Source organism: Streptomyces sp. R-74717 (assembly GCF_047305335.1).
Lineage (GTDB): Bacteria > Actinomycetota > Actinomycetes > Streptomycetales > Streptomycetaceae > Streptomyces > Streptomyces atratus.
The window spans coordinates 6,725,851-6,741,329 of sequence record NZ_CP102361.1 but is presented as its reverse complement, the minus strand read 5'-3'; the positions used below and the strand labels follow the sequence as shown (position 1 = coordinate 6,741,329).

Here is a 15,479-nt window from a genome sequence, read left to right as displayed (position 1 = left end):
CCAGTCGGGGGTACCGGAAAATGGGTGGACTCCCGACCTCTGCCGACTCCGAGAGACACGCGTGCTCATAAAACTCCTGCGGGCCTATCTCGGTCCGTACAAGAAACCCATCCTGATCCTGGTCCTCCTCCAACTCCTGCAGACCTGCGCCAGCCTCTATCTGCCCACCCTGAACGCCGACATCATCGACAACGGTGTCGTCAAGGGGGACACGGGCTACATCCTGGAGTTCGGCGGCATCATGATCGCCGTCAGCATCGCCCAGGTGGTCTGCAACATGGGGGCCGTCTACTACGGCGCCCGCACCGCGTCCGCCCTCGGCCGCGATGTCCGGGCGTCGGTCTTCGACCGGGTGCAGTCGTTCTCGGCGCGTGAGGTCGGGCGGTTCGGCGCACCTTCGCTGATCACGCGTACGACCAATGACGTCCAGCAGGTCCAGATGCTCGTGCTGATGACGTTCACCCTGATGGTGTCGGCGCCGATCATGTGCGTCGGCGGCATCATCATGGCGCTCGGCCAGGACGTCCCGCTCTCGGCCGTGCTGCTCGCGGTGGTGCCGGTGCTCGGCATCGCGGTGAGCCTGATCGTCAAGCGGATGCGGCCACTGTTCCGCACCATGCAGGAGCGGGTCGACACCGTGAACCGGGTGCTGCGCGAGCAGATCACCGGCAACCGCGTGATCCGCGCCTTCGTCCGTGATCGTTACGAGGAGGAGCGTTTCCGCGGCGCCAACAACGAGCTGACCGATGTGGCGCTGTCCACGGGCCGGCTGATGGCACTGATGTTCCCGGCCGTGATGACGGTCGTGAATGTGTCCTCGATCGCCGTGGTCTGGTTCGGTGCCCACCGCATCGACAGCGGCGGCATGGAGATCGGCGCGCTGACCGCGTTCCTCGCCTATCTGATGCAGATCGTCATGTCGGTGATGATGGCCACCTTCATGTTCATGATGGTGCCGCGCGCCGAGGTCTGCGCCGAGCGCATCCAGGAGGTCCTGGAGACCGAGTCGAGCGTGGTTCCGCCGGTCAAGCCGGTCAGCGAGCTGCGCGCCCACGGTCATCTGGAGGTCCGCGGCGCGGACTTCCGTTACCCGGGCGCCGAGGAGCCGGTGCTGCGGTCGGTGGATCTGGTGGCCCGTCCCGGCGAGACCACCGCGATCATCGGGTCGACGGGCAGCGGCAAGTCGACGCTGCTCGGACTCGTACCGCGGCTGTTCGATGTGACGGACGGCCAGGTGCTGGTCGACGGCACGGACGTACGGACGCTGGAGCCGGCGCTGCTGGCGAAGACCGTGAGTCTCGTTCCGCAGAAGCCGTATCTGTTCTCCGGGACGGTCGCGACGAATCTGCGGTACGGAAACCCGGACGCCACCGACGAGGAGCTGTGGCACGCGCTGGAGGTCGCGCAGGCCAAGGAGTTCGTCGAGGCGCTGGAGCACGGCCTGCACGCGCCGATCGCGCAGGGCGGCACCAATGTCTCCGGCGGACAGCGGCAGCGTCTGGCGATCGCCAGGACGCTGGTGCAGCGGCCGGAGATCTACCTCTTCGACGACTCGTTCTCCGCGCTCGACTACGCGACCGACGCCGCACTGCGCGGGGCGCTCTCGCAGGAGACGGCCGAGGCGACCGTGGTGATCGTGGCGCAGCGGGTGTCCACCATCCGTGACGCCGACCGGATCCTGGTGCTGGACGAGGGCCGGGTCGTCGGCTCCGGCACCCATCACGAGCTGATGGACGGCAATGACACGTACCGGGAGATCGTGCTCTCCCAGCTGACGGAAGCGGAGGCCGCGTAATGGCCGGGCCTGGCGGACGCATGATGGCGGGCGGGGCGCCGACCGACCGGTCCATGGACTTCAAGGGGTCATCGAAGCGGCTGCTGAAGCGCTTCGCCGCGGAGAAGACCCCGCTGTACGTGATGCTGGCGGCCAGTGTGCTGAGCGTCGGCCTGTCGGTGGTCGGACCGAAGATCCTCGGCAGGGCGACCGACCTGGTGTTCGCCGGGGTCATCGGCCGGAGCATGCCGGAGGGAACGACCAAGGAACAGGCCGTCGAGGGCCTGCGCAGGAACAACAGCAGCCTCGCCGACATGCTCTCCGGGGTGGATTTCACACCGGGTCACGGCATCGACTTCGGTGCGGTGGGTGACGTACTGCTGGTGGCACTGGTGGTCTACGTCGGTGCCGGGCTGCTGATGCTGGTGGCGACGCGGCTGTCGATCCGGATCATCAACCGGATCGTGTTCCAGCTGCGCGAGGACATCCAGACGAAGCTGTCGCGGCTGCCGCTGTCCTACTTCGACCGGGCCAAGCGCGGCGAGGTGCTCAGCCGGGCGACGAACGACATCGACAACATCTCGCAGACGATGCAGCAGACGATGGGCCAGCTCATCAACTCCCTGCTCACCATCGTCGGCGTACTGATCATGATGTTCTGGGTCTCCCCGCTGCTGGCGCTGGTCGCGCTGGTGACGGTGCCGCTCTCGGTGGTCGTGGCTACGAAGGTCGGCAAGCGGTCCCAGCCGCAGTTCGTGCAGCAGTGGAAGGTGACGGGCAAGCTCAACGCCCATATCGAGGAGATGTACACCGGGCACACCCTGGTGAAGGTCTTCGGCCGGCAGGAGGAGTCCGCGAAGGACTTCGCCGAGCAGAACGAGGCGCTGTACGAGGCCGGTTTCAAGGCACAGTTCAACAGCGGGATCATGCAGCCGCTGATGATGTTCATCTCCAACCTGAACTATGTGCTGATCGCCGTCGTCGGTGGTCTGCGGGTCGCTTCGGGTTCGCTGTCGATCGGTGATGTGCAGGCCTTCATCCAGTACTCGCGGCAGTTCTCGATGCCGCTGACCCAGGTCGCCTCGATGGCGAACCTGGTGCAGTCGGGCGTCGCGTCGGCCGAGCGGATCTTCGAGCTGCTGGACGCCGAGGAGCAGGGCGCCGACCCCGCGCCGGGTACCGGCGAGCACCCCGAGGAGCTGCGGGGCAGCGTCTCGCTGGAGAAGGTGTCGTTCCGCTACGACCCGGAGAAGCCGCTCATCGACGATCTGTCGTTGAACGTCGAGCCGGGCCACACGGTCGCGATCGTCGGCCCGACCGGCGCCGGCAAGACCACGCTCGTCAATCTGCTGATGCGGTTCTACGAGGTGACGGGCGGCCGGATCACCCTCGACGGGGTCGACGTGGCGAACATGTCGCGCGACGAGCTGCGGTCGGGGATCGGCATGGTCCTGCAGGACACCTGGCTGTTCGGCGGTTCGATCGCGGACAACATCGCGTACGGCGCTTCGCGCGAGGTCACCCGGGAGGAGATCGAGGAGGCGGCGAAGGCGGCCCACGCCGACCGTTTCATCCGCACCCTGCCGGACGGCTACGACACGGTGATCGACGACGAGGGCTCCGGCGTCAGCGCGGGCGAGAAGCAGCTGATCACCATCGCGCGGGCGTTCCTGTCCGACCCGGTGATCCTGGTGCTCGACGAGGCGACGAGCTCCGTCGACACCCGTACCGAGGTACTGATCCAGAAGGCGATGGCGCGCCTGGCGCACGGTCGCACGAGCTTTGTGATCGCGCACCGGCTCTCCACCATCCGGGATGCCGACGTCATCCTGGTGATGGAGAACGGCTCGATCGTCGAACAGGGCACGCACGACGAGCTGCTGGGTGCCGAGGGCGCGTACGCCCGGCTGTATTCGGCGCAGTTCGCGCAGGCGGTCGCCGAGGTCGACTAGAAGAAGCAGTCAGCGCATGAGGAGGGCCCGTACCGCCGGCCGGCGGTGCGGGCCCTCCTTCTTCGGGCCGGACCGAGCCGCTCTCATGGGCGAGGTGCCGACCCGGCCCGCTCACCGGCGGGTGCCGTTACGGCCCGGCGTCCCTGCGGGGTCAGTCGAGGTAGCCGCGAAGCTGGTCGGCGAAGGCGTGGTCCCGCAGCTTGTTGAGGGTCTTGGACTCGATCTGGCGGATGCGTTCGCGTGTCACGCCGAAGATCCTGCCTATCTCCTCAAGTGTGCGGGGCCGCCCGTCGGCCAGCCCGTAGCGCAGCTGGACCACCTTCCGCTCACGCTCGTTCAGAGTGGAGAGCACCGCTTCCAGGTGCTCGCGCAGCAGCAGGAACGCGGCTGACTCGACCGGGGACGCGGCGTCACCGTCCTCGATCAGGTCACCGAGGGCGACGTCCTCCTCCTCGCCGACCGGGGCGTGCAGCGAGACGGGTTCCTGGGCGAGCCGAAGGACTTCGCCGACCCGTTCCGGGGTGAGGTCGAGCTGGTCGGCGACCTCCTCGGGCGTCGGCTCGTAGCCGCGCTCCTGGAGCATCCGGCGCTGCACCCGTACGACGCGGTTGATCAGTTCGACGACATGGACCGGAACCCGTATGGTCCGCGCCTGGTCGGCGAGAGCGCGGGACATGGCCTGACGGATCCACCAGGTCGCGTACGTCGAGAACTTGTAGCCCCGGGCGTAGTCGAACTTCTCGACCGCCCTGATCAGTCCGAGGTTTCCCTCCTGGACGAGATCGAGCATGGTCAGCCCGCGGCCGACATAGCGTTTGGCGACGGAGACGACGAGGCGGAGGTTGGCCTCGATGAGACGGCGCTTCGCCATCCGCCCCATGACCACCAACCGGTCGAGATCGACGGCGAGTCGGGTGTCCGGGTCCGGGGTGCTCGCGAGCCGTTCCTCGGCGAAGAGACCGGCCTCGACGCTGCGGGCGAGCTCCACCTCGTCGGCGGCGGTGAGCAGCGGAATCCGGCCGATCTCCCGCAGATACTGGCGGAAGAGGTCGGAGGACGGGCCGGCGGTCTCCGGGCGGCCCCGCGGCTCCGGCGTTTCGGGCGCCCGGGGCAGCTCCTCCATGAGTGCCTCGGGTGGGTCGGGTGGATCGGATGGTGTCTGCGGCTCCACCGCGGCCTCCGGATGACGCACGGCCCGGTTCTGCGCGGGTATGGCCGAGACATGCTCGGTTTCGGTCAGGGTCCGGGTCTGCACGGGGGCGACCTCCAGGTGATCGCTGCCGGATCGCGGGGATGGAGGACCACCGTTCGGTGGGCCGGCCGCGCTCCGATGACTCAGGCACCGCCCCCCAGTGTGGGGGAAGACACATCGCTGCCACGAGGGGCGTGCGGGGATTTTCTGAGTCCGGTCCGTGACCGAGCGGTTACGGGAACGGCGGGTTTTTCGGGCCTGTCCGGCGATCGAGGACGGAACTGCGACCGGACGGACCCGGTGCGCCTTCCCGGGGCGCGGCGCCGGAACCTCGCGTCAGAGCGCGTCGGCGCCGTTGTTGCGCAGGGCCTGGGCGTACTGCTGGAGGACCCAGACCTCGTTCTGCGCGGCCGCGAGATGGTCCGGGGCGACATTGCTGCCGAGACGGGCGAGGCTGCCCTGTACGTCGTTGATCCGGCGGTCGACGGCGCGCAGCCGGACCTGCACGAGTTGCATGCCCGCGTAGGTCTCGTCGATGGACTTGCCGTGGAAGACCTCCACCGCCAGCTCGGTGACCAGCTTGCGCACCGTGTCGTTGGGGGTCGTGTCCAGCACCTGGGCCAGGTATTCGCGGGTCTCCGGGACGCCCGTCTCGGCGCCGCCCGCCTCCGCGATGCACTGGCGGACCGCGGCGTACGGCGGGGCGGTGAACTCGTCCACCCCATAGGCGTCGAAGGCCGGTGAGACGAGGGCGGGTTTCTGCAGGGCGAGCTTGAGCAGCTCGCGCTCGGTGCGGTGCGCCGGGCTGCGGAGGTTGAGCGCGGGGCCGGAGGGGGCGGCGGGGGCCTGGACCTGCTGGTGCTGCGCGCCGGCGCGGGAGGAGGCGGGCTCCGGTCCTCGCCGGTCGCCCCGCCCGCGGGCCCACTGGGCGAGCTGGTTGACCCGGTGCACGACGTACTCCTGGTCCAGGATGCCGACGAAGCCGGCCAGCTGGACGGCGACCTCGCGCTGCACGCTGCCCGTCTTGATCTTGGCGACGACCGGTGCCGCCTCGTCGAGCGCGGCGGCGCGGCCCGCCGGGGTCTCCAGGTCGTACCGGCCGACGATCTGGCGGAGCGCGAACTCGAAGAGCGGGGTGCGGGGTTCGACCAGGTCACGGACGGCCTCGTCGCCCTTGGCCAGGCGCAGATCGCACGGGTCCATGTTGTCCGGGGCGATCGCGATGTACGTCTCGGCGGCGAACTTCTGGTCGTCCTCGAAGGCGCGCAGGGCGGCCTTCTGCCCGGCCGCGTCACCGTCGAAGGTGAAGATCACCCGGGCGCTGCCGTTGTCCATCAGGAGGCGGCGCAGGATCTTGATGTGGTCGCCGCCGAAGGCCGTACCACAGGTGGCGATGGCGGTGGTGATCCCCGCGAGATGGCAGGCCATGACGTCGGTGTAGCCCTCGACGACGACGGCCCGGCTGGCCTTCGCGATGTCCTTCTTCGCCAGGTCGATGCCGTACAGCACCTGGGACTTCTTGTAGATCGCGGTCTCGGGGGTGTTGAGGTACTTCGGTCCGTTGTCGTCGTCGCGCAGTTTGCGGGCGCCGAAGCCGACGACATCGCCGGAGGTGTCGCTGATCGGCCACATCAGCCGGCCGCGGAACCGGTCGATGGGGCCGCGCCTGCCGTCCTGGGAGAGGCCGGAGGTGATCAGTTCCTTGTCGCTGAAGCCCTTGCCGCGCAGATAGCGGGTGAGGTGGTCCCAGCCCGCCGGGCTGTAGCCGACGCCGAAATGGGCGGCCGCCGCCTGGTCGAAGCCGCGCTCGGCGAGGAACTTCCGGCCGATCTCGGCCTCGGGGCCGTCCAGCTGCTCGACATAGAACTGGGCGGCCACCTTGTGCGCCTCGACCAGCCGGATGCGCTCACCGCGCTGGTGGGAGGGGTTGTACCCGCCCTCCTCGTACCGCAGGGTGATGCCCGCCTTGGCGGCGAGCCGCTCGACCGTCTCGGAGAACGAGAGATGGTCGATCTTCATCACGAAGGCGATCGTGTCGCCGCCCTCCTGGCAGCCGAAGCAGTGGAAGAGACCCTTGCTCGGGCTGACCTGGAAGGAGGGGGACTTCTCGTCGTGGAACGGGCAGAGGCCCTTGAGGTTGCCACCGCCGGCGTTGCGCAGCTGGAGATACTCGGAAACGACGGCGTCGATCGGGACCGCGTCCCGTACCGCCTTCACATCGTCGTCATTGATCCTGCCTGCCACGGGTGAAGTCTACGGGTGGGGTACGACAGCTGTGCCGCGCGGCGATGTGATCCGTGGAACCCGGCGGCGAGGACGCCTGGCGGTGCCGTACGGCTGAGCCGTCCCGTCCGGGGCCACCGGGCGGAACGGCCGACTCGGTTCGGCTCGGCTCAGTTCAGTTCAGTTCAGGGAGACCAGCGGTACCGACGGGTCCGCCAGCGCGTCCGGGTCGACCTGCCGGCCGGACCGGATCAGCTCCTGCACGGTCTCGGTGACGTCCCACACGTTGACGTTCATCCCGGCCAGTACCCGGCGGTCCTTCAGCCAGAAGGCGATGAACTCACGTTTCCCCGCATCGCCGCGGATGACCACCTGGTCGTAGCTGCCCGGCGGCGCCCAGCCCGAGTATTCGAGGCCGAGGTCGTACTGGTCGGAGAAGAAGTACGGCACCCGGTCGTAGCTGACGTCCTTGCCGAGCATGGCGCGGGCCGCGGCCGGGCCGCTGTTCAGCGCGTTCGCCCAGTGCTCCACGCGCAGCCGGGCGCCGAGCAGCGGATGAGCCACGTTGGCGACGTCACCGGCCGCGAAAATGTGCGGGTCACAGGTGCGCAGAGAGGCGTCGACGGCGATGCCGCCGCCGTCCTTGCGCGCGGCCATGTCGAGCCCCGCGGCTTCGGCGAGGGCGGTGCGGGGGGCGGCACCGATCGCGGCGAGCACGTCGTGGGCGGGGTGCTCCTCGCCGTCGTCGGTGCGGACCGCGAGGACCAGGCCGTCCTGGCCGATGATCTCGGTGAGGCGGACGCCGAAGTGGAAGCGGACACCGTGGTCGCTGTGCAGATCGGTGAAGATCTGGCCCAGTTCGGGCCCGACGACCTGATGCAGTGGCGTCGGCTCCGGTTCGACGACGGTGACCTCGGCGCCGTAACCGCGCGCCGCCGCCGCAACCTCCAGGCCGATCCAGCCGGCCCCGGCGATCACCAGATGGCCGTTGTCGCGGCCGAGGGAGGCCAGTACGTTGCGCAGCCGGTCCGAGTGGGCGAGACGGCGCAAATGGTGGACTCCGGCCAGGTCCGTACCCGGAATGGGGAGGCGGCGCGGCTCGGCCCCGGTGGCGAGGAGCAGCTTGTCGTAGTGGACGACGGTGCCGTCGCCGAGCTGTACGGAACGGGCCTCCCGGTCGAGGCTGGTGACGGGCTGGCCCAGGTGGAGCTCGATGTCGGCGCCCGCGTACCAGGCGGTCTCGTGGACGAAGACGCTGTCCCGTTCCTCCTTGCCGGTCAGATAGCCCTTGGAGAGCGGAGGTCGTTCGTACGGATGGTCGCGTTCATCGCCGAGAAGGATCACCCGGCCGCTGAAACCTTCCGCCCGGAGTGTCTCGGCTGCCTTCGCTCCTGCCAGTCCTCCGCCGACGATGACGAACGTCCGATGTGCGTCGACCACTTGATGCCTCCTCGGTGCTTGCTGCGCGGGGCCCAACTGCGAGCGTCCCGCACGCAGCGTGATGGCGAAAGAGGGTGTACACCGATCAGGTCACGCCCAGTGGTCACAGGCCGGTCTGCACGGCTCGGTGGATACCGCGCCGTGCGGCTCGCGGACACGACCGGCCGGGAACGGGAGCCCGGTCAACGGCGGCGGCCGGTGAGCGATGCATGCAGGGAGCGCGCGGAGGCATCGGTCAGGGCGGCGATCTGGTCGACCAGGACCCGCTTGCGGGCCCTGTCGTCGTGGGCGGCGTGGAACAGGGCCCGGAACTGCGGCTCCAGCCCCTCCGGGGCACGTGCGGTCAGCGCGGCGGCCAGTTCCGCGATGACGATCCGCTGGTCGGCGCGGATGGCCTCCTGCTCGGCGCGCTGCATGACGTACCGGTCTGCGACTGCCTTGAGCACGGCGCATTCGTTGCGTGCCTCGCGGGGGACGACGAGCTCGGCGCCGTAGCGGCCGAGTCGTCCCGTCCCGTACGCCAGCCGGGTGCTGCTCTCGGCGGCGAGACAGAACCGGCCGATCAGCTGGCTCGTCGCGTCCTTCAGCCGGGCCTGGGCGACGGCGGATCCGTCGTAGCCGTGCGGCCACCAGTCCTGGCCGATGAGCCGGTCCAGAGCGTCGGCCAGCTCCTCGGGGTCGGTGTCCGCCGGGACGTAGCGGCCGATGGCGACCGCCCAGATCTCGTTCCGCTCGGGCTCGGCGTAGAGACAATTGGGGTCGATGTGCCCGGCGTGCAGCCCGTCCTCGAAGTCGTGCACCGAGTACGCGACGTCGTCGGACCAGTCCATGACCTGGGCCTCGAAGCACTTGCGGTCCTTCGGGGCGCCCTGGCGGGCCCACTCGAAGACCGGCAGGTCGTCCTCGTACACCCCGAATTTCGGCGAGCCGGGGTCGAAGGGGTGCCCGCCACGCGGCCACGGGTACTTGGTGGCCGCGTCCAGAGCGGCACGGGTCAGGTTGAGTCCGACGCTGACCAGCCCACCGGTCCGGGTGTCGGGCACGAACCGCTTCGGTTCGAGCCTGGTCAGCAGGCGCAGCGACTGGGCGTTGCCCTCGAAGCCCCCGCAGTCCGACGCGAAGTCGTTGAGCGCCTGCTCCCCGTTGTGTCCGAACGGCGGGTGGCCCAGGTCATGGGCGAGGCAGGCCGTCTCGACCAGATCGGGGTCGCAGCCGAGCGCCGCCCCGAGTTCGCGGCCGACCTGGGCGCATTCCAGGGAGTGCGTGAGCCGGGTGCGCGGGCTGGCGTCCCAGGCGTGGCTGCGGGTGCCGGGGGTGACGACCTGGGTCTTCCCTGCGAGCCGGCGCAGCGCGGCGGAGTGCAGCACTCGGGCGCGGTCACGCTGGAATGCGGTGCGACCGGGCCGTTTGTCCGGCTCGGTGTCCCAGCGCTCGGCGTCGGCCGCACCGTAGGGGGCCATGCCGTGGTCCTGCGTTCCCTGTGTGCCCTGCGTACCGTCCATGCCGTCCATGGTTCCGACAGTAAACGGCCGGGCCGACAGGAGGGCTCAGGCGGATGCGCGGCGGGCGGCTCGGGGAAGGCGCTGTCCGGTCGTCGCGACCCCGGCCGCGAACCGCCGGACAGGCCCTGAATCGGGGGCCTGCGCGGCTCTTCGGGTTCCGTTCAGGGAGACGAGGCCGAGCTGGGTGCCGAGCTGTGCGGCAATGCGGGTCAACAGTTGCGCCGTGCTGTCGAGGGGCAGGGACTCATCGGGATGTGCCGGTGCCGACTCCGTCATGGACCGATGGTGCAGGGCCGAGGTTGCCGCACCGTTGCGTGAGGGTGACGGGTGCTTTCCGCGGCCGTATCGAGCGTCGGGGCCGTGCCGAAAGCGGGGTATCGGTGCCGGGCGGGGCATCAGTGCCGGGCGGGGCATCAGTGCCGGGCGGGGCATCGGTATCAGGCCGCGCCGCCGAAGAGCCGCTCGATGACGTGCGCGACCCCGTCCTCCTCGTTGGAGAGCGTGTGCGTCCGTATGGCGGCCAGCACGCTCGGGTGGGCGTTGCCCATCGCGTAGCCGGTGCCGGCCCAGCCGAGGACGGTCAGGTCGTTGGGCATGTCGCCGAAGGCGATGACCTCCGTGGCGTCGATGCCCCGCCCGGCGCACAGAATCGAGAGGGTGCCGGCCTTGGTGACGCCGGACGCGCTGATCTCCAGCAGCCCGCGCCCGCCGGAGTGGGTGAGCTGTACCTCGTCGCCCGCCCCTTCCTCGGCCGCGGCCAGCAGGGCGTCCGCGTCGAGCCGGTCCGACCAGGCGAGCAGCTTGGTGACGGGGACATCGGTCAGCCACAGATCCGCCAGCGACGGTACGGGCAGCTCGGCGTCGATGTCCTCGGAGAGCCGCAACCGGTAGGCGGGTTCGTACAGGACGTGGTTGCCGGTCTCCAGGGCGAAGCCGACCCCGGGCACGGTGGCGGCGAGCGCGGTGGCCACGCGCCGGGCGGTGGCGAGGGGCAGGGCGCGGGAGGAGACGACGGTGCGCGTCCCGATGTCGTACACCAGCGCCCCGTTGCTGCACACGGCTGTCCCCTCGAGGCCGGCGGCCTCGGCGAGCCGGTCGACGAATCTGGGCGGCCGGGCAGTGACGAGGACGACCTCCGCACCTGCGCTCTCGGCCGTGCGCAGGGCACGCAGGGTGCGGGGCGAGAGGGTGCCGTCGTTGCGCAGGAGCGTGCCGTCGAGATCGGAGGCGATCAGCCGTGGAAGCAACATTGCCCGATGCTACTGGGCGTCCTGCGGACAATCGCCGGTCTCAGTCCGAGTTGCACCAGAACTCAATGGGTTTTCCGGGCCGCCCGTTCGGCTGCCGCGTGCCACCACGCCGGGGCAGGCGGGAATCCTGGCTGCGAGGTCGGCCGGTCGGGATGGAGGCCGAGCGGAATCAGCACCGAAGCCCTGACGCGGACGGTGATCCAGCCGTGCCAGTGGCCGTCCGGGCCCGGGCCGCAGGCCAGGTCGATGTGCAGGTCGTCGACGGCGAACGGCATCCAGTCGATGCCCCGGTCCCGCAGTCAAGCGCGGACGGCAGCCGCGGGATGCGGCCGGCCCTTCAGATTCTCGTACGCGGCGACGGTCACCCAGCCGCCTATCCCGGTTCCAGGTCGGTTCATGGCGGCCATCATGCCCGAAGTGTCTGCGGCAAGACCGGAAACGGCTACGAAATCAATGAAATCGGAAGATAGAGAACCCTTTCTCCCCGCCGCTCGTCCGATCATGTGGGACAGCACGGCACAGGGCACGAACAGGGGGACACCCATGCGGGAGAAGCAGCCGGGACGGCTCAGGCGGCTCGGGCGGTTGCGGCCGCGATGGCCGCGGACGCGGCGCGGGCAGCGGTGGCTCGTGCAGGGGGTGATGGTCGCCTGTGTGGCGGCGCTGGCGCCCGCGACCTGGATGTACTCCGTGGCCGACGCCCGCGTCAGAACGACCGCGGACGCGCCCGCGCAGCAGGTCGCCATGGTGTTCGGGGCCGGTCTCTGGGAAGGCAAGCCGTCGCCGTATCTCGCGAACCGGCTGAACGCCGCTGCCGAGCTGTATCGGGACGGGAAGGTGAAGGTCGTGCTCGTGACCGGTGACAACAGCCGGAAGGAGTACGACGAGCCGGACGCCATGCGCACGTATCTCAGGGCGCACGGGGTGCCGGACGAGCGGATCGTGAGCGACTTCGCCGGGTTCGACACCTGGGACTCGTGCGTTCGGGCCAAGAAGATCTTCGGCGTCGACCGCGCAGTGCTGGTGAGCCAGGGGTTCCACATCCGGCGGGCGATCGCGCTGTGCCGCACCGCGGGGATCGATGCGTACGGGGTCGGCGTCGACGCCGTACACGATGCGACCTGGTACTACGGCGGGACGCGGGAGATATTCGCGGCCGGGAAGGCGGCGCTGGATGCCGTGTTCAGGCCCGACCCGCACTTCCTGGGGCCGGAGGAGCCCGGGATCGGGGAGGCCCTGGCGGCGGACGGGCGTTGAGGGCGGGCGCCCCCGGGCAGGTGCCGGCTCTACAGAGAGGTGACCGGGGCGGTCTCGGCCGAGACCCAGTCGAGATAGCGGGCGCTGCCCCGTACCACCGGGATCGCGACGATCTCCGGTGTTTCGTAGTCGTGCGCCGCCAGGAGGTGGGCCTCCAGTTCGTCGTACCGCTCGGCCGTCGTCTTGAACAGCAGCTGCCACTCCTCGGTGGTCTCGATGGCGTTCTGCCAGCGGTAGACCGAGGTGACGGGCGCGGAGATCTGCACGCAGGCGGCGAGCCGTGCCTCCACCGCGCCCTGCGCCAGGGAATGGGCCTTCTCCTCGCTGTCCGTCGTGGTCAGTACGGTCAGCAATGCCGGCGTCGTCACCTTCGGGCTCCTCTGCGTTGAAGTGAGTTGTGGTGAGCGGGAGTGAGTCCTGGCGGTGGGTTCGCGGGGTGGGAACAGAGGTTCCGGAGCCGAATGGGTGACCTTGGCGACTGCTGCTCGTTGGACTGGTTGGCAGGTGCCCGGCCTGGTGGGAGGGGGTGATGTGGTGGGTGGTTTGGGGAGCTGTCCGCGCCCTTCGTGGTGCCCGGGCCTTGCGGGGTGGCGGTCCGGGACCGTCTCAAGCACCTCACGCCCCAGGACGAGAAGGTTCTGCGTGCGGTCGGTGAGCATCAGGGGCGTCTGGCTTCGCGTGATCTCAGGGCCCGCTGTGCGGATGGCCTGGAGCACAGCAAGGATACCTGGGCGTCGCGCAAGCGGGACCTGACGCCGCTGTCGTCGTCGCGGATCGCGGGTGCGATCACCAAGGCCACGCACGATCAGTGGGCGCTGGCCCGCCGTTGCCAGGCCGCGCACATCCAGACGCTGGAAGCCGGGATCGGGACGCTGCGGCACCGCCTGTCCCTCCCGATCGGTGAGCCGGGAACGAAGCGGGCCGCGGGCGGCTACCGCTCCAAGGGCGAGTGGTTCCACAAGTCCCGCCGCCTCACCGCCCTGGAGGCACGGCATGCGGCCGTTGTCGCCGACCGGCAGGCCGGTCGGGTGCGCGTGGTGCGGGGCGGCAAACGCCTCCTCAATACCCGCCACCACCTCGCCCAGGCCCGGCTGACCGAAGCCCAGTGGCGGGAGCGCTGGGAAGCGGAACGCTGGTTCATCGCTGCGGATGGTGAGTCGGGGAAGCGGTTCGGGAACGAGACCATCCGCGTTACCCCGGACGGCGAGGTCAGCATCAAACTACCTGCCCCGCTCGCGCACCTGGCCAACGCCCGGCACGGCCGGTACGTCCTCACCGCCCGTATCGGCTTCGCGCACCGGGGCCAGGAATGGGCCGACCGCACCGAAGCGAACCGGGCCGTCGCCTACCGCATCCACCTCGACACCGACCGCCGCCGCTGGTACCTCACCGCATCCTGGCAACGCCCCGTCGTCCAGACCATCCCCTTGGAGGCCGCCCGCGCCCGGGGCATGATCGGCGTCGACACCAACGCCGACCACTTCGCCGCCTACCACCTCGACCGGCACGGCAACCCGGACGGCGACCCGCACCGCTTCCCCTACGACCTGTCCGGCACCGCCGATCACCGCGACGCACAGATCCGCCACGCCCTGACCCGCCTGATCAACTGGGCCAAGCAGGCCGGTGTTGCCGCGATCGCCATCGAAGACCTCGACTTCACCACCGAGAAAACGCGGGAGAAACACGGCCGCAGGAAGCAGTTCCGGCAGCTGATCTCCGGCATCCCGACCGGCAAACTCAAGGCCCGGCTGGTCTCCATGGCGGCCGAGCAGGGCCTGAGCATTGTCGCGGTCGACCCCGCCTACACCTCCCTGTGGGGTGCCCAGCACTGGCAGAAGCCACTGGCCACCCCGCACCGCAGAATGTCCCGTCACGATGCCGCCGGTATCGCGATCGGACGACGCGCCCTCGGACACCCGGTCCGGCGTCGGACGGCACCGCCCCCGCACGACCGGAGCGATCGTGCGGGGCATCGGACCGCCCAGGCCCCACCAGGCACCCGGGGGCGGGACGGAACCCGCCCACCCGCAACGGACCACGCCCCCAGAGACGTGCCGCCGAACGGGACGAGAAAGCGGCAACCCAGCGCATCCAACACCGTTCGGGATGCGCCCAGAACGCAGCAGTGGGTCCAGGACTCACTCATGCGCACTGGTTAGGAACGGTCGGTTACGGAGTGTCCTTGCTCCCATCGTCGATTGTCGGGGGCGTTGCGGCGCGGCGCAGCGCCTGGTGGTCAGACGCCGTAGGGATGAACGGCCTTGGCGTCGCGCAGCGCGCGCCCCCACCAGACCAGCTGGTCGAGCAGCGTCTTGGCCGCCGCGTCGCAGCCCGTCGGGTCCTTGTGCCTGCCCTCGTCGTCGAACAGAGCGCCCGCGTTGTGGAACGACACCGTTTCCCGGATACCGACGCTGTGCAGCTCGGCGAAGACCTGCCTCAGATGCTCGACGGCGCGCAGACCTCCGGAGACTCCGCCGTACGAGACGAAGGCGACGGGTTTGGCCTGCCACTCGGCGTGGTGCCAGTCGATGAGGTTCTTCAGCGGGGCCGGGTACGAGTGGTTGTACTCGGGGGTGATGACGACGAAGGCATCGGCCTGCGCCAACCTGGGCGAAACGGCCGCCAATTGGGCCTGCGCATCGGCGTCGGGCCGGTAGGAGAGGGCGATCGGGAGGTCGAGTTCCGCGATGTCGATCAGGTCGGTCCCGATGTCGGGGTGACCGGCGGCGCGCGAGAGAAACCAGTCGGAGACGACGGGGGCGAACCGTCCCTCGCGATTGCTGGCGAGGATGACCGCAACCTTCAGAGGTGCGGTGGAGGCGGTCGTGGATGTGGTGGATGAGGATGTTGCGGTGAGGTCCATACGGAGAGGCTCATATGTCAACC

At 69.6% G+C, this 15,479-nt stretch carries 13 protein-coding genes; 4 read left to right on the top strand and 9 right to left on the bottom strand.

Features of this window, described 5'->3' with window-relative positions:
* Positions 1 to 61 precede the first annotated feature (61 nt).
* Entirely contained in the window at positions 62 to 1,795 is a 1,734-nt protein-coding gene (locus NRF20_RS30860; RefSeq protein WP_398628645.1) for an ABC transporter ATP-binding protein, read from the top strand.
* Positions 1,795 to 3,726 (top strand): ABC transporter ATP-binding protein, encoded by a 1,932-nt coding sequence (locus NRF20_RS30855; RefSeq protein WP_413753692.1) that lies wholly within the window; start codon positions 1,795 to 1,797, stop codon positions 3,724 to 3,726. Before NRF20_RS30860 ends, NRF20_RS30855 begins: the two co-directional genes overlap by 1 nt.
* A 151-nt stretch (positions 3,727 to 3,877) precedes the next feature.
* Here the strand turns inward: NRF20_RS30855 and NRF20_RS30850 are convergent, their stop codons facing one another.
* The 7 genes from NRF20_RS30850 to NRF20_RS30820 all read right to left on the bottom strand — a co-directional run bounded on the left by NRF20_RS30850 (position 3,878) and on the right by NRF20_RS30820 (position 11,608).
* On the bottom strand, positions 3,878 to 4,981 hold the full coding sequence (locus tag NRF20_RS30850) for an RNA polymerase sigma factor (RefSeq protein WP_398628647.1): 1,104 nt from the start codon (positions 4,979 to 4,981) through the stop codon (positions 3,878 to 3,880).
* Positions 4,982 to 5,254: 273 nt separating this feature from the next.
* The gene (dnaG, locus tag NRF20_RS30845; RefSeq protein ID WP_398628648.1) at positions 5,255 to 7,162 is read right to left on the bottom strand and encodes a DNA primase; all 1,908 of its coding nucleotides are present in this window, start codon (positions 7,160 to 7,162) and stop codon (positions 5,255 to 5,257) included.
* A gap of 159 nt (positions 7,163 to 7,321) precedes the next feature.
* Entirely contained in the window at positions 7,322 to 8,581 is a 1,260-nt protein-coding gene (locus NRF20_RS30840; protein WP_398628649.1) for an NAD(P)/FAD-dependent oxidoreductase, read from the bottom strand.
* A gap of 182 nt (positions 8,582 to 8,763) precedes the next feature.
* On the bottom strand, positions 8,764 to 10,083 hold the full coding sequence (locus tag NRF20_RS30835) for a deoxyguanosinetriphosphate triphosphohydrolase (protein ID WP_398628951.1): 1,320 nt from the start codon (positions 10,081 to 10,083) through the stop codon (positions 8,764 to 8,766).
* Positions 10,084 to 10,128: 45 nt separating this feature from the next.
* Entirely contained in the window at positions 10,129 to 10,359 is a 231-nt protein-coding gene (locus NRF20_RS30830; protein WP_413753691.1) for a hypothetical protein, read from the bottom strand.
* A gap of 161 nt (positions 10,360 to 10,520) precedes the next feature.
* The gene (locus NRF20_RS30825; RefSeq protein WP_398628651.1) at positions 10,521 to 11,333 is read right to left on the bottom strand and encodes a Cof-type HAD-IIB family hydrolase; all 813 of its coding nucleotides are present in this window, start codon (positions 11,331 to 11,333) and stop codon (positions 10,521 to 10,523) included.
* Positions 11,334 to 11,395: 62 nt separating this feature from the next.
* Positions 11,396 to 11,608, bottom strand: a complete 213-nt coding sequence (locus tag NRF20_RS30820; RefSeq protein WP_398628652.1) for a hypothetical protein — start codon at positions 11,606 to 11,608, stop codon at positions 11,396 to 11,398.
* Positions 11,609 to 11,876: 268 nt separating this feature from the next.
* On the opposite strand from NRF20_RS30820, the gene NRF20_RS30815 reads away from it, so the two are divergent.
* Positions 11,877 to 12,590 carry a vancomycin high temperature exclusion protein gene (locus NRF20_RS30815; protein ID WP_398628653.1) on the top strand — a complete coding sequence of 238 codons (714 nt, stop codon included), beginning with the start codon at positions 11,877 to 11,879 and terminating at the stop codon, positions 12,588 to 12,590.
* 29 nt (positions 12,591 to 12,619) lie between these two features.
* On the opposite strand, the gene cutA is transcribed toward NRF20_RS30815, so the two are convergent.
* Positions 12,620 to 12,958 carry a divalent-cation tolerance protein CutA gene (gene cutA / locus NRF20_RS30810; RefSeq protein WP_398628654.1) on the bottom strand — a complete coding sequence of 113 codons (339 nt, stop codon included), beginning with the start codon at positions 12,956 to 12,958 and terminating at the stop codon, positions 12,620 to 12,622.
* A 219-nt stretch (positions 12,959 to 13,177) separates the two neighbouring features.
* Between cutA and NRF20_RS30805 the strand changes: the two genes are divergently transcribed.
* Positions 13,178 to 14,752: an IS200/IS605 family accessory protein TnpB-related protein gene (locus NRF20_RS30805; protein WP_413753690.1), complete on the top strand. Its 1,575-nt coding sequence runs from the start codon at positions 13,178 to 13,180 to the stop codon at positions 14,750 to 14,752.
* A 77-nt stretch (positions 14,753 to 14,829) separates the two neighbouring features.
* Here the strand turns inward: NRF20_RS30805 and NRF20_RS30800 are convergent, their stop codons facing one another.
* Positions 14,830 to 15,456 (bottom strand): NADPH-dependent FMN reductase, encoded by a 627-nt coding sequence (locus NRF20_RS30800; RefSeq protein ID WP_398628656.1) that lies wholly within the window; start codon positions 15,454 to 15,456, stop codon positions 14,830 to 14,832.
* Positions 15,457 to 15,479 lie beyond the last annotated feature (23 nt).